15 protein-coding genes and 2 tRNA genes are annotated in these 19,465 nt (G+C 65.7%); 11 read left to right on the top strand and 6 right to left on the bottom strand.

The window, feature by feature from the left end; genetic code table 11:
• The first annotated feature begins 33 nt into the window (after positions 1–33).
• Entirely contained in the window at positions 34–525 is a 492-nt protein-coding gene (locus tag MUN23_RS15010; RefSeq protein WP_248759469.1) for a helix-turn-helix domain-containing protein, read from the top strand.
• Entirely contained in the window at positions 522–1,847 is a 1,326-nt protein-coding gene (locus tag MUN23_RS15015; protein WP_248759470.1) for an MFS transporter, read from the top strand. Before MUN23_RS15010 ends, MUN23_RS15015 begins: the two co-directional genes overlap by 4 nt.
• 78 nt (positions 1,848–1,925) lie before the next feature.
• Here the strand turns inward: MUN23_RS15015 and MUN23_RS15020 are convergent, their stop codons facing one another.
• The gene (locus MUN23_RS15020; RefSeq protein WP_248759471.1) at positions 1,926–5,102 is read right to left on the bottom strand and encodes a glycoside hydrolase family 2 TIM barrel-domain containing protein; all 3,177 of its coding nucleotides are present in this window, start codon (positions 5,100–5,102) and stop codon (positions 1,926–1,928) included.
• A 171-nt stretch (positions 5,103–5,273) separates the two neighbouring features.
• Here MUN23_RS15020 and MUN23_RS15025 point away from each other — a divergent pair, with 171 nt between their 5' ends.
• Entirely contained in the window at positions 5,274–5,906 is a 633-nt protein-coding gene (locus MUN23_RS15025) for a TetR/AcrR family transcriptional regulator (RefSeq protein ID WP_248759473.1), read from the top strand.
• Positions 5,907–5,926: 20 nt separating this feature from the next.
• Here the strand turns inward: MUN23_RS15025 and MUN23_RS15030 are convergent, their stop codons facing one another.
• Genes MUN23_RS15030 through MUN23_RS15045 form a run of 4 tightly spaced genes read right to left on the bottom strand, consistent with a single transcriptional unit; the run spans position 5,927 to position 10,510 of the window.
• A complete protein-coding gene (locus MUN23_RS15030; RefSeq protein WP_248759475.1) occupies positions 5,927–7,135 on the bottom strand; it encodes an acyl-CoA dehydrogenase family protein in 1,209 nt (402 codons plus the stop codon).
• A gap of 9 nt (positions 7,136–7,144) precedes the next feature.
• The gene (locus MUN23_RS15035) at positions 7,145–8,671 is read right to left on the bottom strand and encodes an APC family permease (RefSeq protein ID WP_248759477.1); all 1,527 of its coding nucleotides are present in this window, start codon (positions 8,669–8,671) and stop codon (positions 7,145–7,147) included.
• A 31-nt stretch (positions 8,672–8,702) separates the two neighbouring features.
• The gene (locus MUN23_RS15040; RefSeq protein WP_248759479.1) at positions 8,703–9,914 is read right to left on the bottom strand and encodes a glutathionylspermidine synthase family protein; all 1,212 of its coding nucleotides are present in this window, start codon (positions 9,912–9,914) and stop codon (positions 8,703–8,705) included.
• A gap of 2 nt (positions 9,915–9,916) precedes the next feature.
• Positions 9,917–10,510, bottom strand: a complete 594-nt coding sequence (locus MUN23_RS15045) for a Tat pathway signal protein (protein WP_248759481.1) — start codon at positions 10,508–10,510, stop codon at positions 9,917–9,919.
• A gap of 172 nt (positions 10,511–10,682) precedes the next feature.
• On the opposite strand from MUN23_RS15045, the gene MUN23_RS15050 reads away from it, so the two are divergent.
• The 7 genes from MUN23_RS15050 (at position 10,683) to MUN23_RS15080 (ending at position 16,660) form a co-directional block, all read left to right on the top strand.
• On the top strand, positions 10,683–11,336 hold the full coding sequence (locus MUN23_RS15050) for an MOSC domain-containing protein (protein ID WP_248759483.1): 654 nt from the start codon (positions 10,683–10,685) through the stop codon (positions 11,334–11,336).
• Positions 11,337–11,745: 409 nt separating this feature from the next.
• On the top strand, positions 11,746–14,019 hold the full coding sequence (locus MUN23_RS15055) for a DEAD/DEAH box helicase (RefSeq protein ID WP_248759485.1): 2,274 nt from the start codon (positions 11,746–11,748) through the stop codon (positions 14,017–14,019).
• A 235-nt stretch (positions 14,020–14,254) separates the two neighbouring features.
• Positions 14,255–14,326 (top strand) — tRNA-Thr (locus MUN23_RS15060).
• Positions 14,327–14,388: 62 nt separating this feature from the next.
• Positions 14,389–14,462: transfer RNA gene (locus MUN23_RS15065), tRNA-Met, on the top strand.
• Positions 14,463–14,600: 138 nt separating this feature from the next.
• Positions 14,601–15,383: a membrane protein insertase YidC gene (gene yidC, locus MUN23_RS15070; protein WP_248759487.1), complete on the top strand. Its 783-nt coding sequence runs from the start codon at positions 14,601–14,603 to the stop codon at positions 15,381–15,383.
• Between the two features lie 46 nt (positions 15,384–15,429).
• On the top strand, positions 15,430–15,987 hold the full coding sequence (locus MUN23_RS15075; RefSeq protein ID WP_248759489.1) for a dihydrofolate reductase family protein: 558 nt from the start codon (positions 15,430–15,432) through the stop codon (positions 15,985–15,987).
• Between the two features lie 16 nt (positions 15,988–16,003).
• Positions 16,004–16,660 carry an SDR family oxidoreductase gene (locus MUN23_RS15080; protein ID WP_248759491.1) on the top strand — a complete coding sequence of 219 codons (657 nt, stop codon included), beginning with the start codon at positions 16,004–16,006 and terminating at the stop codon, positions 16,658–16,660.
• A 55-nt stretch (positions 16,661–16,715) separates the two neighbouring features.
• Here the strand turns inward: MUN23_RS15080 and MUN23_RS15085 are convergent, their stop codons facing one another.
• Positions 16,716–17,918 carry an ROK family transcriptional regulator gene (locus MUN23_RS15085; protein ID WP_248759493.1) on the bottom strand — a complete coding sequence of 401 codons (1,203 nt, stop codon included), beginning with the start codon at positions 17,916–17,918 and terminating at the stop codon, positions 16,716–16,718.
• Between the two features lie 225 nt (positions 17,919–18,143).
• Here MUN23_RS15085 and MUN23_RS15090 point away from each other — a divergent pair, with 225 nt between their 5' ends.
• A complete protein-coding gene (locus tag MUN23_RS15090) occupies positions 18,144–19,445 on the top strand; it encodes an ABC transporter substrate-binding protein (protein ID WP_248759495.1) in 1,302 nt (433 codons plus the stop codon).
• Positions 19,446–19,465 lie beyond the last annotated feature (20 nt).

The following is a 19,465-nucleotide window of genomic DNA, read 5'->3' on the forward strand; positions in this document are numbered from 1 at the left end:
GCTTTCTTCAAGAAAGTTAGCTAGGGTGCCTTTATGGTACTCCGCTCCGACTGGTCCCAGCGCAACTGCAGCATGGCACGCGGTCTCGACATATTAGGTGACCCCTGGAGCATGCTTGTGCTCCGCGAGGTCTTTTTCGGCAACGGGCGTTTCGACGCCATGAAGTCCCGGCTCGCCGTCGCGGACTCGGTGCTCACCAGGCGCCTGGCGGGTCTGGTGGAGTCGGGGCTGCTCGAGAAGAAGGCGTACGACGACGGCGGGCGCCCGCGCCAGGAGTACGTCCTGACTCCTAAGGGTGAGGATGCGCTCCCGGTGCTGAACGCCGTGGTGATGTGGGCGGAAAAGCACCTCCCGGCACCTTCCGAACAGGCCCACATGTTCGTGATCCATTCCGGCTGCGGCCAGCGGACCAGCTCCGCGGACACCTGCACCGGCTGCGGGGAACGGCTCACGGCCGCCAACACCAGCTGGCACAGCCTCACCCGGACGGACGCGCCCGTCGCACTCGCAACGGCCGCCGCATGAGCGCCACCGAAACCAGCCGCCGCCGGCGCCTGCACCCGGCCTGGATCGTCGCTGCCGTCGCCTTCCTTGCCCTTGTGGGAGCCGCCGGATTCCGGGCCGCCCCGGGTGTGCTGATGGTGCCGCTGCAGCAGGAGTTCGGCTGGTCCACCACCGTCCTGTCCGCAGCCGTCAGCATCAACCTGGTGCTGTTTGGCCTGACCGCTCCCTTCGCCGCGGCCCTGATGGAACGGTTCGGGATCCGGGCCGTCACCGCCACCGCCCTGGTGATGATCGGCGCCGGCAGCGCGCTCACGGTCCTTGTCACCCAGTCCTGGCAGATCCTCCTGACGTGGGGACTGCTGATCGGGCTCGGCACCGGCTCCATGGCGCTCGTCTTTGCCGCCACCATCGCCAACACCTGGTTCTCCAAGAGCCGGGGCCTGGTGATCGGCATCCTGACCGCCGGCAGCGCCGCGGGCCAGCTGGTCTTCCTGCCGTTCATCGCGATGCTGGCCCAGGATCCCGGCTGGCGGCAGGCCTCGCTGCTGATCGCCGCCGGCGCGCTCGCGGTGGTGCCGCTGGTGCTGAAGTTCCTCAAGAACTCACCGGCCGACGTCGGCGCCTTGCCTTACGGTGAAACGGCACCTGAGGAGGGAACGGCTGAGTCCACCGCTGCCGCAGGGGAGCCTGTGGAAAGCGGGAGCAGCAGCAACGCCGCAGTGCGCGCCCTTCAGGTGCTCAAGCGTGCCAGCAAAGTGCGGACCTTCTGGGCGCTCGTGGCCGGTTTCGCGATCTGCGGGGCAACCACTAATGGCCTGATCGGCACCCACTTCATCCCCTCAGCCCACGACCACGGCATGCCCGAAACCACCGCGGCCGGGCTGCTCGCCGTCGTCGGGATCTTCGACATCCTGGGCACCATCGCCTCCGGCTGGCTGACCGACCGATACAACCCCAAAATCCTGCTGGCCGTCTACTACCAGTTCCGGGGGATCGGCCTGCTGGTGCTGCCGCTGCTCCTGAGCGCCACCGTCCAGCCGAGCATGATCGTTTTTGTGGTGATCTACGGCCTGGACTGGGTGGCGACGGTACCGCCCACCGCGGCAATCTGCCGGAAAACGTTCGGCGCAGACGGCAGCGTGGTGTTCGGCTGGGTGTTCGCCGCCCACCAGCTGGGCGCGGCCGCTGCTGCCCTCGGCGCCGGTGCCATCCGGGACGCCACCGGCCAGTACACCTACGCCTGGTTCGGCGCGGCGGCCATGTGCACCATCGCCGCCGTGATCAGTGCGACCATCCGCAAGGACGCAGGCGCCAAGGAACCCGTCCCGGTCGGAGCTGCGTAACCCGGTCCGGAACGCGTCGAGATGGCACTTCGCGGCAGTCGCGGCGCCTGACATTGCCGCGAAATGCCATCTCGGCGGCTACCCGGCCGTCCCGAGGCGCAGCGTCAGCGTGCGGGCCTCCGGACGAAGAGCGAAGTCCGGCCAGACGTCCGGCCCGCAGGCCCGTGAACCCAACCCATGCTGGGCGGCGTCCAGGTAGAGGTAGCTGTGCTCGCTCGGGGGCAACTCGTGGGGATGGGCCGCTGCGCTGACCTCCTGTGCGGTGTGACGGGCCAAGGTGAAGCCGGGCCGGCGGCCGCGGGCATCCGCCACCGTCTCGATCTTCAGCCAGGGCGCGCCCGCGTTGTTCAGCTCGAGAGAACGCACGGCACTGCGGTGCCCGCTCTCCTGGGGCTTCGCGTACGGCACCGTGAGGTCGTCGATGGCTGCCGAGTACCGCCCGATCAGTGCCGCGTGCATGCTGTCCGGATACGATTCCCGGGGCCCGGCACCAAACCAGGAGGCGCCGTCCACGGAGCCGGGCAGATCGAACCTGACCCCGATGCGCGGCCAGATCATGTCCCAACCGGCACTGGGGACGATGTCCAGGCGCAGCCACAGCTCCCCATCGGCGAGCTGCCATTGTTCTTCGACCGTCACGGAGTCTGCGCTGTCGGCCGGCGCGTACCGTGTCCGGACCGCCACGGCTGATTCGTTCGCCGAGATCTTTTCCACCCGGGCGGTCAGACGGTCCAGACCGGCTTTACGCCACACCTCGGCCGACGGCGGGGCCGGCACGCCGTTTCCGTTGTTCAGCCACGGGTCGGCGAGATCGTAACTGCCGTGGCCCGCTCCGCCGTCGTTATCCGTCGGTGCGCGCCAGAGCTCCAAGCGGGGACCGGCCACCGATAAGCCGCCCAGCGACACGAGCCGGCCCTCCTCGAAGACAGCCGGTCCGAGGGTTACCTTTCTGGTTGCCGAGGATTCGGCACCCGCAGACTCGGCCCCCAGGGAGCCGGTCCGGCCTGCGGAAGCCAGCGGGCGCGGCGACTGAACCGGTGCCGCATGCTCCGAGAGATCCAGCTGGGCGGCTGAAATCACGTGCCCGGCCGGAGCCCAGTCGGTGTCTTTGCGGAGCACGGCTTCAACGGTGAGCCAGTGCTCTCCTTTACCTGAGAAAGCAAACGCCGGTAGCTCCAGCTGCGCCGACTCTCCGGCCGCGAGGGCCTTGCCGGACGTGCCGGCCACTGCCAGCTCGCCCGAGTCACTGCGGATGCCGTCCACTTCGGTCCGCCACTGGAGCACAACGTCGGAGGCGTCCGCCGAGTGCCGCAGATTGGCGACTGTGATGAACGGCCGCGCACCGCCGTCGGACGCTGTTCCATTGGGCACCTTGGTGCCGAAGCGCAATCGGATCGGCGCCACGATCTGCTTGTATTCGAACAGTCCCGGGCTCGGTGTCGAATCGGAGAGGACCATTCCGTCCATCACGAAGTTGCCGTCGTGGATGACCTCGTTGAAATCGCCGCCATAGGCGAAGAATTCGATTCCGTCGTCCGTGCGTGTGCGGATGCCGTGATCCCGCCATTCCCAAACGAACCCACCGTGCAGCCGTGGGTAGCGGTCAACGAGGTCCTCATACTGGTCGATGGCGCCGGGGCCGTTGCCCATCGCATGAACGTACTCGCACAGGATGAAGGGCTTGGTCCGCTGGCGTGCGGACTCTGCGGCGGAACAGCCCAGCAGCAGCGAGCCGGAATCGTCGCGCCCGATCGCCTCGGTCTCGGGGACGGAGGAGTACATCCGCGAATAGATGTCCGTGTACGCGCCGCTGTAATCGCCCTCATAGTGGACCGGGCGTCCGGTGTCGCGGGCATGGGCCCACGCGGCCATTGCGGCGAGGTTGGCGCCCGTGCCGGCCTCGTTGCCGAGCGACCACATGATGATGGAGGGGTGGTTCTTGTCGCGCTCGACGGTTCGCTCGATGCGGTCCACGAAGGCGTCATGCCAGGCGGGATCGTCGCTGGGATTGCCGGCCCATTGCTGGGCATGGAATCCGTGCGTTTCGAGGTCGCACTCAAGCACCACCCAGAACCCCATCTCATCGGCCAGGTCCAGCAACCGGGGATGGGGCGGATAGTGGCTGGTGCGGATCGCATTGACGTTGAACTGCTTCATAAGGGCCAGATCGGCGCGGGCAAGCTCCTCGTCGAAGACGCGGCCCCGGTCGGGATGCGTCTCATGGCGGTTCATGCCGTGGAACACCACCCGCCGGCCGTTCACCAAAAAGCGGTCCCCCACGATTTCCACGGTACGGAACCCCAGCCGGAGGGAGAGCGTTTCGGCAGCGCTGCTCACCGTTGCGTCATACAGCCGCGGGATCTCGGCAGACCAGGGTTCGACGGCGTCGATCGCCACCGGGGCGACGTCCGCAGCGGAGTTCCACGTGACGTCCACGCCCAGCTCCGGCACGGACAGCGTCACCGGAAAGGCGTCACCGTTTGCCGTGATTTCAGGGTCAATGGTGCCGGCGCCCGAATCACGAGTCCCGGAATCACCGGAGCCGCTGAACGAGGTGCGCAGCCAGACGTCATCGATGCCGCCCGCCGGCCGTGCCTGGAGCGTCACGTCGCGGAAGATGCCAGGCAGCCACCACTGGTCCTGGTCTTCGAGGTAGCTCGACGCCGACCACTGGTGCACACGGACCGCCACCACATTCGTCCCCGGGCGCACCGCATCGGTTACGTCGAACTCCTGGGCCAGCCGGCTCCCGACGCCGACGCCGATCGGCACCCCGTTGACCCATACCTTGTACCGCGACTCGACGCCGTCGAACCTCAGTAGGATCCGTTCGGCTTCGGTCCATGCCTCCGGCAGGTCGAACGTGCGCCGGTAGTCGCCGGTGGGATTCTCGTCGGGAACGTTGGGCGCATCGGTGGGGAAGGGAAAGCGGACATTCGTGTAGATGGGCCGCCCATAGCGACCGTCGCCTTCCAGTACCCAATGCGCCGGGACGGCGATCTCGTCCCACGACGAGTCATCGAAGGCCTCCTCGGCGATGCCCTCGACAGCCTCGCCGGCGGGAAGCGCGCCGCGGCCCCCGGGGGTTCCCGGTGCGCCGGGCAGGAGCCGGAAGCGCCAGTTGCCGTTGAGCGAGCGGGTGGGAGCATTGCTGTGGAGCCAGGAACGGGCGGCTGTCCGCCGGCCCGAACCCGGTCCGCGGTCGATGATGTAGGAGGCATCGGCGGTGCGCCCGGATGCTGTGGACTGGGACATTACTTAACTGCTCCTTCTGTAAGTCCGCCGCGCCGGAAACGCTGCAGACCACCATGGCAAGACTGTGAGGTCCGGCACATCCGGGACCGATACGAGAAAGGCTAACACAAAACTCGAGTGGTCACTCGAGTTTAGGTTTGTCGCACAAATCCGGCTGTACACTGGCTTGCCATGACCACAAACGAGTCGGGCAGGCCCTCCCGGCGGGGACCGTACGCGAAGTCGACGGAACGCCGGAACGCGATCCTTGCTGCCGCCCACGCCGTCTTTGCGGCCCACGGGTACCGCGGAGGCTCCCTGCAGGACGTTGCCGACCACGTCGGAATGAGCCAGACGAGCCTCCTGCATTACTTCCCGTCCAAAAGCGATCTGCTGCTGGCCGTGCTCAACTGGCGCGACTCGATCACCGGAGATGGCACAACGCCTCCCGATCCAGGGGAAACGCTCGTTGACGCCGTGATCCGCCAGGCACGCTTCAATGAGGAGATCCCGGGCGTCATTGAGTTGTACACCGTCCTGTGTGCGGAATCCGTCACGGACGGCCACCCGGGTCGCGAATTCTTCACCGAACGATTTGAACGGCTGCGGCGGAGCTACGCGCGTCGGTTCACCCAACTGGCCAACGAGGGGCGGCTCCGCGACGGCGTCGAACCGGAAACCGCGGCGGCATCATTGATTGCGCTGTGGGACGGCATCCAGACGCAGTGGCTGCTATCGCCCGAGAGCGTGGACATGGCCGGGTGCCTGCGTGGCTACCTTGAGCTGGTCATCTCCCCGAATAGCACCACGCATCATCCCAACTAGGGAGGGAGGGGCGGGTGGGTTTACCGGAACGCGCCAAGGCCGGTGATGTGCTGACCCAGGACGAGCATGTGGACCTCGTCGGTGCCCTCGTAGGTGCGGACTGATTCCAGGTTGGCAGCATGCCGGAGCGGCGAATAATCAAGCGTGATGCCGTTGCCGCCGAGGATGGAACGGGCTTCGCGGGCGATCTTGATGGCCTCGCGCACGTTGTTCAGCTTGCCCAGCGAGATCTGCTCGGGCCGCAGCTTCTTTTCGTCTTTGAGGCGCCCCAGATAGAAGGCCAGCATGGTGCCCTTCTGGATCTCCAGCAGCATGTTCACCAGCTTCTCCTGCGTCAGCTGGTACCCGGCCAGCGGCTTGCCGAACTGCAGCCGGTCCTGGGAATAGGCCAGGGCGGCCTCGTAGGAATCACGTGCGGCGCCCATAGCACCCCAGATGATCCCGTAGCGGGCCTCGTTCAGGCACGTAAACGGCCCGCGCAGGCCCAGCGCAGCCGGCAGCATGGCCTCCGGTCCCAGCCGGACGCCGTCGAACACCACATCGCACTGGATGGAAGCGCGCATGGACAGTTTCTGGGTGATGGGCGTGGCGGTCACGCCCGGCGTACCGGCCGGCACCAGGAAGCCCCGGACGCCGTCGTCGGTTTGGGCCCACACCACCATCACCCCGGCCACGGAGGCCAGTCCGATCCAGCGCTTGGCACCGTCGAGGACCCAGCCGGCGCTGTCCCCGGTGCCGTCCCGGCGGGCGAAAGTGGTCATGGAGGACGGGTCGGAGCCTGCCGTGGGCTCGGTCAGGGCGAAGCAGCCGATCACCTCGCCGGCGGCCATCCGGGGGAGCCACTCCTGCTTCTGGTCCTCCGAACCCCATTTGTGGATGGCCGTCATGGCCAGGGACCCCTGCACCGACACGAAAGTCCGGATCCCGGAATCGCCGGCCTCGAGTTCCATCGCGGCCAGGCCGTATTCGACGGCGGACCGGCCGGGGCAGCCATAGCCTTCCAGGTGCATCCCCAGGACGCCCAGCTCGCCGAGTTCGGGAGCGAGCTCCAGCGGAAAAACGGCGTCGTCATACCAGCGGGCGATGTTCGGCTTGATCCGCTGGTCGGTGAAGTCGCGGATCCGCTGACGGAGCGCACGTTCGTCAGCGCTCAGCAGCGCATCAAGGGCCAGGATGTCCGATGGGTCCGGTGCGGCAAGTACTTCGGCAGTGACATCAGCGTCGCTCATCTGAGTATCTTAGGCCGACGTCGGTGTGGCAGCCGCCGCCGGCGGCTTCCCGGTGAAGTATTCCCGCGTTGACGGCAGGAACCGGCAGACAACGGCCAGGACGACACCCAGGGCCAGGAGCACCACGCCGCTGACAAACGCCCCGCCGACGCCGAAGATCTGCGTGTCCCCGTAGGCCGGATCCCACATCTGGACGGCTGAAATGAAGAACGCCGCAGTGAGGAGCAGTGCACCGAGCAGCGGAAGGATGCCCCGGAACCAGAGGTTGCGGGCCGATTCCCGGAAAGTGCCCCGGAAATACCAGAAGCACGCAAAGCCCGTCAGTGCGTAGTAGAAGGCGATGAACAGGCTGATGGCGCTGATGGAATCGGAGAGCACGTTTTCGCTGAGGAAGCTCATGGCCACGTAGTACACGACGGCCGCTGCGCCCATGACCTGGGTGGAGAATCCAGGGGTCTGGTTCCGGGTATGGACTTCGCCGAACTTCGGCGGCAGCGCGCCGTGCACGCCCATCGACAGTGTGCCGCGAGCCGTGGGCAGGATGGTGGTCTGCGTGGACGACAGGACCGAGGCCAGTACGGCCACTACAATCAGCCAGCCCCACGGGCCCAGGACCACGTCCTTCATGGCCAGGAAGACGTCGGACTGGTTCGCTTCGTTGCCCAGGCCAATGCCCTCGGTGCCAACCGTGGCGTACATCATGACCAGGAGGGCCACCGAGACGTAGATGACCACCAGGACAAAGGCCGAAATGACGGCGCCGCGCCCCGGCGTGGTGGTCGGGTTTTCGGTCTCCTCGTTCACAGCCAGGCAGGTATCCCAGCCCCAATAGATGAACAGGGCAAGCAGCGAACCGTGCACCACGGCGAACGGGTCCGCGAAGGCGCCGGCCGGGTTGAACCACTCAAAATCGAACGCCTGGCCTTCCGGAGCCCCGCCCGCGATCCGCACAATGATGGCCAGCGCGAAGATGCCCAGCGAGACATACTGCACGTAGGTCAGAACCCGCTGGACATGCTCGCCCAGCCGGATGCCCCGGTAGTTCACCAGGGTCATAAAGACAATGAACAGCACACCCGTGGCGGTGACCACCACCTTGTTTTCCGCCAGTGAGCCGTCGCCGATCAGCAGCCACAGGTACTGGCCGGCCACCTGTGCCAGGTTGGCCAGGACCACGATGCCGGCCAGGGCAACCCCCCAGCCGCCCAGCCAGCCGGCCCACGGGCCGAACGCCCGGCGGGACCAGGTGAACGTGGTGCCGCAGTCCGGCATGGCGCTGTTCAGCTCCCGGAAGGCGTACGCGATGAACAGGACGGGGATGAACCCGAGGATCAGGATCAGGGGAGTGTAGTTTCCGTTGACGGCCACGATCAGGCCCAGCGTGGCGGCCAGCGAATACACGGGCGCCGTGGATGCCAGGCCCAGCATGACCGAGTCGCCGAGGTCCAGGATCCCCGCCCGGAGCCCCTTGTCGGGGACGGCACCGCCGGACGGTCCGCCGGAAGCGCCGCCCGCCGTCGTCGTCTCCGCACTCATCCGGTCACCGGGCTCTGGAATATCAGGGTGCTCATAGTGCGATACCTGCTTTGCTGGAGTGGGCCTGCGCTGAAAGCGGCGCCGGGGCGTCAATGGTGTTGGGCACAAAACGGCAGAAGTAATCGGTGATGGGGCCATCCGATTCGCGGATCCCGCAGCCCACGGACTCTCCGTCCACCACCCAGAGGCCGAGGACGGGGTGGTTGCCGTCGAAGTCGGGCAGCGCATGGAACTGCTGGTAGCACCAGCCCTCACGGCCGTACCCGCCCGGCTGCTCCAGTCTGATGCCCGGCGCATGGATCTTGATGTTGTCGCCTTCGCGCCCATGCAGCGGCTTGGCCACCCATTCCTTCAGGGGTCCGGGCTCGTTGAGGTAGGCCGGCAGCAGGTTGGGGTGGTCCGGGTACAGGTGCCACAGAGCAGCCAGCAGGGCCTTGTTGGAGAGCAGCATTTTCCACGCAGGCTCCACCCAGCGGGGATTGTGTGCGCGCTGCAGCAGCCGGTGCCCGAACGGCTCCTTCATCATCAGCTCCCAGGGATACAGCTTGAACATGGTGCTGATCATGAAGTTGTCCAGGTCCACAAAGCGGTTCAGGTTGGGATCCCAGCCGATATCGGACATGTTGATGCCGATGGTGGTCCAGCCCGCCTGGCTGGCCACGTCCCGCATGTACGCGGCCGTCATCCAGTCCTCGCCGGACTCCTCAGCCTCGGAATGGGCTATGTGGAGCGTGCTCATGCCGGTGCGGTACTGCATTTTCTTCCACTGCCGGATCAGGGCCTCGTGGATGCCGTTCCATTGGTCATTCTCCGGGAACACGTCCTGCAGCCAGAACCATTGCGCGACGGCGGCCTCGATCAGGCCGGTGGGGGTGTCGGCGTTGTACTCGAGCATCTTGGCCGGTCCGCCCTGGCCGTCATAGATAAAGTCGAAGCGCCCGTAGACATCCATGTCCGCGGCCTGCAACGACTCCGTCGCGAGCTCCAGTGCCTGCGGGCCGATGCCGATGTTCCCCATGGCGCCCGTGGCCAGGAACTTGGCTGCCTCGAGGCACATCTTGTGCATGTCCTCGGCCGTGACCTCCAGCGTCTCCACCTCGTCCATGGTGAATTCGTAGTAGGCGGACTCGTTCCAGTATTCGATCTTCTTACCGTCGGGCATGGTGGTGGTGGAGAAGACCAGGCCCTGCTCTTCGATCTTCTGCTTCCAGCCGGGCCTGGGCTCTGATAACAACCGCTTCACGCCTAACCCCCCGTACTTGAGCCCTTGGAGCTGCTGCCGAAGCCGCCCCTGCTGACTGTGCCGCCCTTGGTGCTGTACCCGGTGGATGCCTTGGCGCCGCTGGGGATGGTGCTGGTATAGCTCGGATATGAGGACCGGTTCTGCCCCACCGCTGGCACGCTGGCGCCGCGGGAGTAGAAGTACCACGCGAATAGTGCGCCGCTCCGGCCGGCCGAGCTGTTGCACTGCGTATCCTCGACGCGTTCGCCGGTTTCGTCGTTGAAACAGACCTGGGCGTACTCGGGTTCATCCTGGTTGCTGGCCACGACGGCGGTGATGGTGCCGGCGAGGAGGGCCGTGACTCCCAACCCCACCACAACGGTCCGCCGCTGGGAACGCTTCTTGCGCGCGGCCGCATCATGGGTCTGGCGCTCGCGGTCCCGGGCGAAGGGATCAACCGTGGGAATGGGTTCGTTCAGGAGTTCGGGGCGCAGCTCAGGTTTGGGAACCTGCCACGGGGGCGGTTTCGGCGCTCCCTGGTCCTTGCCTTGACCGGTGCCCTGGCCTTTGGCCTGGTCCTTGTCCGGACCGTTGCCTTGGTCCTTTTCCGGGTCCATGACGTCCCCCCTTGGTAGTCCATGCTGAATGTGGGCGCAGCTGTGCGCCGGAAGCTCAATCCTGAAATCAGCGTAGTCTCTGCCCGGTCCGGCTGCGAGCTCGAAACGGGAGAGAACTGCCAATCTCCGGTTCCAACGGTGGCTGTAACGCCGGGAACCCTACACTGGAGCCATGGAAACCGCATCAGTGCTAGCCGTCTGCCGTGTCCACCAGCTTCTTCCCGATGAAGGCAGCGTGGGAGTCACCGCCATCGACAAGCGGCCGGTGGAAGGTCCCGTCAAAGTCCACAAACTCGGCCTCCACGGTGACGTCCAGGCGAGCCGGATCCACCATGGCGGGGAGGACCAGGCCATCTACGCCTACTCCCAGGATGATGCCGACTACTGGGCGAAGGAGCTCCAACGCGACCTCCCGCCCGGGATCTTCGGGGAAAACCTTCGCGTGTCCGGCATCGAGGCCACCGGGGCAGTGATCGGGGAACGCTGGAAGATCGGGCTCGACGTCGAAGTTGAAGTCACTTCGCCGCGCGTCCCGTGCGCCGCCTTCCAGCGCCGGATGGGGGAGCCGCAATGGGTCAAGCGCTTCACGGAAGCGGGCCGGATTGGTACCTACCTGCGTGTGATCCGCACCGGAAACGTCCAGGCCGGCGACCACATCCACCAGCTTTTCGTGCCGACCCACGGCATCACCATCGGAAAGTGGTTCAGCGAACCTGACCTTGAGGCCATGGAAGCGTTGCGGGATGCCGACGCCGACGGCGAGATCCGCCTCCAGTCCGACTACCACGACACCTTTGAGGCGCTGCTGCGGCGGCTGGGACGGTAGCGTCACGGCCTTAGCCGGATGGAACCCGACGGCCATGTGCGCAAGCTCACCGCCGCCGTCGTACGTTCAATTAGCCGCAAAGCGGATCTGTACCTTACACTTGAAACATCCCCCACTCCGGAAATCCCTTATTCCTGCCCAATTTTTGAGGCAGGACTGGCAAGTGTTGGGGCCCGCTATTGTGATGCGGGCATTTTCATAGGGAGAGCCGGCTAAAGAAAACGCTGTACAGACTGCTGGGATAGCAGCCAAGAGATGCAGCGGGAAGTCCTGCCACGGGATTGCGAAAGCGCCGGACTTCTAAGTGACCGGCCGGTCAATGTATGCCCGGCACCCACGGCACATTGTACTGCGGCTCCGCTCACCTCGGGTTGTGCCGCCTGGCCCCCTATGGATGAGGAATTTCCCTATGCCTGAAAATCAGACCAACGACGACACAGCTATCACCGCCGAAGCAGTAACTGCCGAAACCGTCGCCGTCGAATTCACCGAGGCCGTTGCCCCCGCAGCAGAGCCCGCCGCCACCGAAGCTGAAGCGCCCGCCGCTCCCGCTGAAGAAGCCCCCGCCAAGGTCGAAGAAGCGCCTGCCGCTCAGACCGAGGCGCCTGCTGCCAAGTTTGAAGAAGCTCCCGTAGCCAAGGCTGAGGAAGCGAAGACCGAGGAAGCACCCGCCAAGGCTGAGGAAACCGAAGACGAGGGCGTGAAGTTCGCCGATCTCGGCATCGACGCCCGCGTCCTCGCCGCCCTGATGGACGTCGGCTACGAAAAGCCTTCCCCCATCCAGGCAGCAACCATCCCGCTGCTGCTTGAAGGCCGCGACGTTGTGGGCCTCGCCCAGACCGGTACCGGTAAGACTGCAGCATTCGCAGTACCGGCACTGTCCCGCCTGGCCGAGCTCCACGACCTCAACGGCCCGTCCCGCAAGACCCAGGCCCTGGTTCTGGCTCCGACCCGCGAGCTTGCGCTCCAGGTAGCCGAGGCCTTCACCTCGTACGCCAAGCACATCGATGACTTCACCGTCCTCCCCGTCTACGGCGGCTCCGCTTACGGCCCCCAGCTCGCCGGCCTGCGCCGCGGTGCCCAGGTTGTTGTCGGTACTCCCGGCCGTGTGATCGACCACATCTCCAAGGGTTCCCTGGACCTGTCCGAGCTCCAGTACCTGGTGCTGGATGAGGCCGACGAAATGCTGCGCATGGGCTTCGCCGAAGACGTGGAGCAGATCTTCCAGCAGACCCCGTCGGACCGCCAGGTGGCACTGTTTTCGGCCACCATGCCGAGCCAGATCCGCCGGATGTCCAAGCAGTACCTGAACAACCCGGCCGAGATCTCGGTCAAGTCCAAGACCACCACCGGCGCCAACACCCGCCAGCGGTACCTGCAGGTTATGGGCCCGCACAAGCTCGACGCCCTGACCCGCATCCTCGAGGTTGAAGAGTTCGACGGCGTTATCGCCTTCGTGCGCACCAAGATGGCTACCGAGGACCTGGCTGACAAGCTGAAGTCCCGCGGCTTCCAGGCTGCCGCCATCAACGGCGACATCCCGCAGCAGCAGCGCGAACGCACTGTCGAGGCGCTGAAGGAAGGCCGCATCGATATCCTGGTGGCCACCGACGTCGCGGCCCGTGGCCTTGACGTTGAGCGCATCAGCCACGTGGTCAACTACGACATCCCGCACGACACCGAGTCCTACGTCCACCGCATCGGCCGCACCGGCCGTGCAGGCCGTTCGGGTGACGCCATCCTGTTTATGACGCCGCGGGAGAAGTACCTGCTGCGTTCCATCGAAAAGGCAACGCGCCAGCCGGTGGAGCAGATGCACCTGCCCACGGCCGAGACCGTCAACACGCTGCGCCTGGGCAAGTTCGCCGAGCGCATCACGGAGACCCTCGAGTCCGAGGACGTTGCCGCGTTCCGCGACCTCATCTCCTCCTACGAGGAAGAGCACAACGTGCCGGCCTCGGAGATCGCTGCCGCGCTGGCCGTGATGGCCCAGGGCGGACAGCCGCTCCTGGTCAAGGAACTGGCTGCAGCTCCCGATTTCCAGAAGCGCGAGCGCTCCAAGGACGGCTTCGGCTCACGTGGCCCCACCCGTACGCTCACTGAGGGCAACGCCACCTACCGGATCGCCGTCGGACGCCGCCAGCGCGTCATGCCGGGTTCCATCGTTGGCGCCATTGCCAACGAAGGCGGCATCTCCTCGGCCAACATCGGCGGCATCGACATCCGGGCCGACCACTCCCTCGTAGAGCTCCCGGCGGACCTCAGTGCCGACCAGCTGAAGGCTCTGTCCCGCACCCGGATCGGCGGCGAGCTGATCCACCTCGAGCTGGACAACGGCCGCAAGCCCTCCGGCGACGGCGAGCGTGGCGGCTACCAGGGCAACCGTGGCGGCGGCGACCGCGGCGGCTACCAGGGCAACCGTGGCGGCGGCGATCGCGGCGGTTACTCCGGCGGTGGCGACCGCGGTGGTTACTCCGGCGGTGGCGCCGGTGGCGGCGACCGTGGCGGCAACTTCAAGGGCAACGGCGGGTTCAAGAAGGAATTCCGCAAGACGGACGGCGAGCGTAGCTCAGCTGACCGCGGCGGCCGCTCCTTCAGCGACCGTAACGAGCGCAGCGTGGGCACCGATGCGGCACGCAAGCCGCGCACCGAAGGCGGCTTCAAGCCCCGCAACAAGTGGTAACCACTGCATCCTAAAGTGAACTGAGAACGGGCCGGCTTCTTGCCGGCCCGTTCTGCTTTAAGGTTGCTGCTTAAGTTCGCTTGGTCACATCCCTTCAGGGATCCGTCTCCGGGCCGATTTATGGGCCGTCCGGAGGGCCCAGGAAGCCCGAATTTCCGGCACTTTTGGCGCCGCGGGCGTCGTTCTGGAGCCGATTTGTTGGTGACCAAATCTTCCGGTAGAGTATTTACTCGTTGCCCCCCTAGCTCAGTGGTAGAGCGCGTTCTTGGTAAGAACGAGGTCACCGGATCGATTCCGGTGGGGGGCTCTGGATGAGGGCCTGTGTCAAGGCGGTTTTTGACCGGCTTGGCGCAGGTTTTTCTCATTCGTGGCGGTGTAGCTCAGTTGGTTAGAGCGCACGACTCATAATCGTGAGGTCGGGAGATCGAGCCTCCCCACCGCTACAGGCTAAGCCCCCGGAATCCACGGATTCCGGGGGCTTTTCTGTTTCCCCGCACGACGGTGTGTTTGCGGCGGCGCGAGGCCGTGACAAGTGCTCCTTTTCGCCGTAGCTTTGCTGCACGTGGCGATGGGGGATTGCAGTGGACTTCTTCGGAACCATCATGGGTCCGTTCAATTGGCTTGTATCCGCCGTCATGGTCGGAATCCATGACGTCCTGAGCAGCATGGGCATGCCTGCGGCAAGCGGCTGGACGTGGACTCTGTCCATCATCGGCCTGGTGCTGATCATCCGTGCCGCCCTGATTCCGGTGTTCCTGCGGCAGGTCAGCGCCCAGCGCCGGATGCGGCTCCTGCAGCCGGACCTGAAGAGGCTGCAGGACAAGTACAAGGGCAAGACCGATCAGCTGTCCCGGCAGGCCATGGCCCAGGAACAGATGGCCCTCTACAAGGAACATGGGACCAACCCGTTCTCCGCCTGCCTGCCGATGCTCATCCAGGTGCCGTTCTTCTTCGCGCTTTTCCAGGTACTCTCCGGCATCCCAGTCGCAGCCAGGGAAGCCCGCGGCATCGGAGCGATGACCCACGAACAGGCTGTGCAGTTCGACGAATCAAGCATTGTCGGCGCCCCGCTGTCAGCGTCCGTGCTGCACGGCAGTGGTGGCGACCCCGCGGCGGTCGCAGTACTGACCATCCTGATGATCCTGGCCATGACGGCCGCGCAGTTCATCACGCAACGGCGCATCATGGCCAGGACCATGCCTGACGAGGCCGCAGACAATCCCCTCGCGCGCCAGCAGAGGGTGATCCTGTATGCCCTGCCATTCGTCTTCGGTGTTGGCGGCGTCCTCTTCCCGATCGGGGTCCTGATCTACTGGACCACCACCAACCTCTGGACCATGGCGCAGCAGTTCACCGTCAAATGAAGGGTGCGCCTACCCATCCGGTGCCGACGGCGGCACAATGGGCCGCATGGGCCAGCTCATCTACTCAGCAATCGCGTCACTGGACGGATACGTCGCGGACCGCAACGGTAACTTCAGCTGGAGCGAGCCGGACGAGGAAGTCCATACGTTCGTCAATGATCTCGAGCGCGATGTGGGCACCTACCTTTTCGGCCGCCGCATGTACCAGGTCATGTCTGCGTGGGAAACCTTCGATACCCCCGATCAGCCGGACTACATCCGGGACTTCGCGCGGATCTGGCAAGGGGCAGACAAGGTTGTCTACTCCACCACTCTCACCGCCGCATCCACGGCCAAGACCAGGCTCGAGCGGACCTTTGTTCACGACGCCGTCCGGGACCTCAAGAACGCCACGGACGCGCACATCAGCATCGGTGGCCCCACCTTGGCCGCTGCGGCGCTCACCGCCGGGCTGGTGGACGAATGCCGCGTGTTCCTCAATCCGGTGGCCGTGGGAGGAGGCCTGCGCTTCCTCCCGGACGGGCTGGGCCTGCGGCTGGACCTCCTCGAAGAGCACACCTTTGGAAACGGCGTGGCCTACCTCCGCTACCGCACACGGGCATAGGGGGCAGAATGGGGGCATGACCAGCATCGTTATCATCGGCGGCCACGGCAAAGTGGCCCTCCACCTGTCCACGCTTCTTACAACCGAAGGTCACAGCGTCACCTCCATCATCCGCAACCCGGACCATGCCGCTGACGTCGCGGCTACCGGCGCTACGCCGTCGGTCCTGGACGTTGAGAATTCGACGACGGCGGCAATCGCCGACGCCCTCAGGGGCCATGACGCCGTGGTCTGGTCCGCCGGGGCCGGGGGAGGAAGCCCGGAGCGCACTTATGCGGTGGACCGTGACGCGGCCATCCGGTCGATGGACGCGGCGGCGGAGTCCGGCGTCGGGCGTTATGTGATGGTGTCCTACCTGGGCGCGGGGCCGGACCATGGCGTTCCGGCGGAGAACAGCTTCTTTGCCTACGCGGACGCCAAAGCTGCGGCGGATGAGTACCTGCGCGGCACCGCACTGGCCTGGACCATCCTGGGTCCCGGGACGCTGACGGACCAGCCGGGGACAGGGCTCATCGAAGTGGACCCCGGCACGGACGGCAGCAGGGCAACGTCCCGCAGCAACACGGCCAGTGTGGCCGCCGCCGTGCTGGACCTGCCCGAAACGGCGGGGCGGACCATCGAATTCCGTGACGGCACACTCCCGATTGCCGCCGCCCTGGAGCCGCAGCCGTAGCCGTGGTGCCGGCCGCGACGCTGGAATAGCACAGCTCGCCGGTGGAGCACGCAGCTTAGTCCGGAACCGCGAGCTCCAGGTCCAGGGTGTTCCTTTCCACGTAGTCGAGGGCGCACCGTACGGCGCCGACGGTCACGATCGAATCGCCCAGCGGGGAAACCGCCACCCGCGCGGGAGTGACAGTGTATTCCTTCAGGCGTTCGGCGATCGGCCCAAGCAGCACGCCGGCAGACTTGGCCACGGCGCCGCCGATGACCACCAGTTCCGGGTTGATGATGGTGGACACAGCCCCGATGACCCTGGCCATCCTGTCGGCGAGCCGTTCGAGGATCGCCCGCGCCACGGCATCTCCGTCGGCAGCAGCCGCGAAGACCTGCTCCGCCTCGACTCCTTCGGCGGCAAACTCCCGGAGGGATGTTTTGGCCTTGCCGGCAAGGGCGTCAGTCGCCCACGTCCTTGCCAATGTGGCGATGCCGTAGGTATCTCCCACACCCTCCACCATGTCGAGGAAGGCGAGCTCGCCGGCGCCTCCGCCCCGGCCGTGCAGCAGCCGCCCGCCGTCGATCACTCCCGAGCCGAAGCGCTCACTCGCGAGGATGACCACGACGTCATCCACCCCGGCAGCGGCGCCGCGCCAGCGGTCGCCCAGGGCGGCCAGGTTCGCATCGTTTTCCAGCAGTACGGTCCAGCCCCGCCGGTCCCGCAGCGCAGCCTTCAGGCCGACGTCGAACAGTCCCCAGAAGTGCTGCGTCACCAGGACCTCCCCGTTACGGTCCACTGGCGCCGCAATGCCGGCGCAGACGGCCAGGACGGAATCCGGCGACGCGCCCACGCTGTGCAGTGCCATCATGGCGGTGCGGTCAATGACGGCGATGCGTTCCTCGGCCGGGATGTCTGCTGCCGCGAAGGGCTGGCTGGACCTGCCGAGGGCCTTTCCGCGAAGGTCGGACACCACCACGGTGGCCTTGGAGACACCCACGTCCATGCCCAGCACGTAGCCGGCGCGTTCGTTGAGCTCGAACCGCCGCGCCGGCCTGCCTTTCTGGTAGCCGCCGAAAGCCCTTTGGTTTTCCAGCTCCCGGATCCAGCCTCGGTGCATGAGGTCCTCGCATACCGCAATGGCCGTGGCCCGCGTGAGTCCGGTGGCCTCCATGACTTCGGTGACAGTCACCGCTTCTGAGGCGCGCATGAAGTCAAGGACGGCTCCGGCACTCACTCGGCGTAGTAATTGGGGCGTTGCCACGGATATTTCAGTCATGGGTGTTGACCTCTCTGTGCTCTGCACCACATAATACTTGAGGAACTAAATTTAGATTCCAAATAAATACACTCCAGGCTATGTGGGCCGGACGGCCGCCGACCACTTGCATCCCAGCCCTTCACCCAGCCTTTGCAAAGGAGCAACCGTGAACCGCATCCCGAAGCATTGCCCACCCCCGCCCAAACAGCGGGCCCGTCATTCCCGTACGTCAGGCTCCGCCCTGTGAAAGCCGCTGTTCCGGCAACGCTGCCCAGCAGGCGCTCCCTCTTCCGGGCGGCCGGCCTGGCGGGAGCAGCCGCCATCCTTCCCCTCACCGGCTGCGCCGCCGGCACAGGGCAGCAGGCTGGCGTCACCACCCTGCGGTTTATGCAGAACAAGCCTGAGGTGGTGGACTACTTCAACCAGGTGATCAAGGACTTCGAAGCACTGAACCCGGATATCCGGGTCATCCAGGACTTCAATGAGGGCAACTTCGTCCCCGGCCTGGTCCGCAACGATCCGCCGGACGTCGTGACCCGGGGGTTCGCCACCGAAACGGCCGAGTTCGTCCGGAAGGGAATCTTCGCCGACCTGTCCGGCCTTCCCGTGGCCAAGACCATCGATCCGAAGTTCCAGGACCTCATCAGTTCCTGGGGGCAATACAAGGGGCACGAAACCAGCGCCCTGCCGTTTTCCATTGCCGCGGCCGGGGTCATCTACAACCGGGACATCTTCGCAGCCCACGGTGTGGCTGTACCAACCACATGGGACGCTTTCATAGCCGCGTGTGAGACCTTCAAGGCAGCAGGCATCACGCCCATCTACGGGACGTTCAAGGACGCCTGGACCCTCCGCCAGGGGGCCTTCGACTACGTCACCGGCGGAATGCTGGACGTCGGCGGGTTCTTCAAGGACCTGATGGCCAAGGGGGCCAACATCCCGCCGTCCGCCCCCGAGTCATTCAGCAATCACTACCGCTCCTCGCTGCCGAAAATCCTTCAGCTGGCATCCTTTTCGCAGAACGGGGCAGCCAGCAAGAACTACTCCGACGGAAATGCCGCATTCGGCAAGGGCCAGGCCGCCATGTACCTGCAGGGGCCGTGGGCGCTGTCCCAGCTTGTGCAAGCCAACAAGGACATCAAGCTGGGCACTTTTCCGCTGCCCGTCACCAATGACCCGGACCAGACAAAGGTGCGCGTCAACGTGGACATGGCGCTCTCCATCACCCGGAACACGCGCAAAGGGGCTGCGGCGGAGAGGTTCCTCAACTACCTCCTGGAACCGTCTGTGGTCAACACCTACAACGAGAAGAACGCCGCCTTCTCGCCGCTGCTGGGCGCCCCTGCCGTTAGCAATCCCCATCTCAGCGGTGTTGCCGCCCACGTGGGCGAAGGCCGCTATTACCAGGGCGCCGGAACGTACTTTCCGCCGTCCGTCCCCATGAACAACTACATCCAGTCCTTCGTCTTCAACAAGAACGGTGAACAGTTCCTGACTACGGTCGACGACGAATGGCGCCGCGTCGCCGAGCGGACAGCGGTCTGATGCCCACCCCGATCCCAGGA

The organism is Pseudarthrobacter sp. SSS035, from assembly GCF_023273875.1.
Taxonomy (GTDB): domain Bacteria; phylum Actinomycetota; class Actinomycetes; order Actinomycetales; family Micrococcaceae; genus Arthrobacter.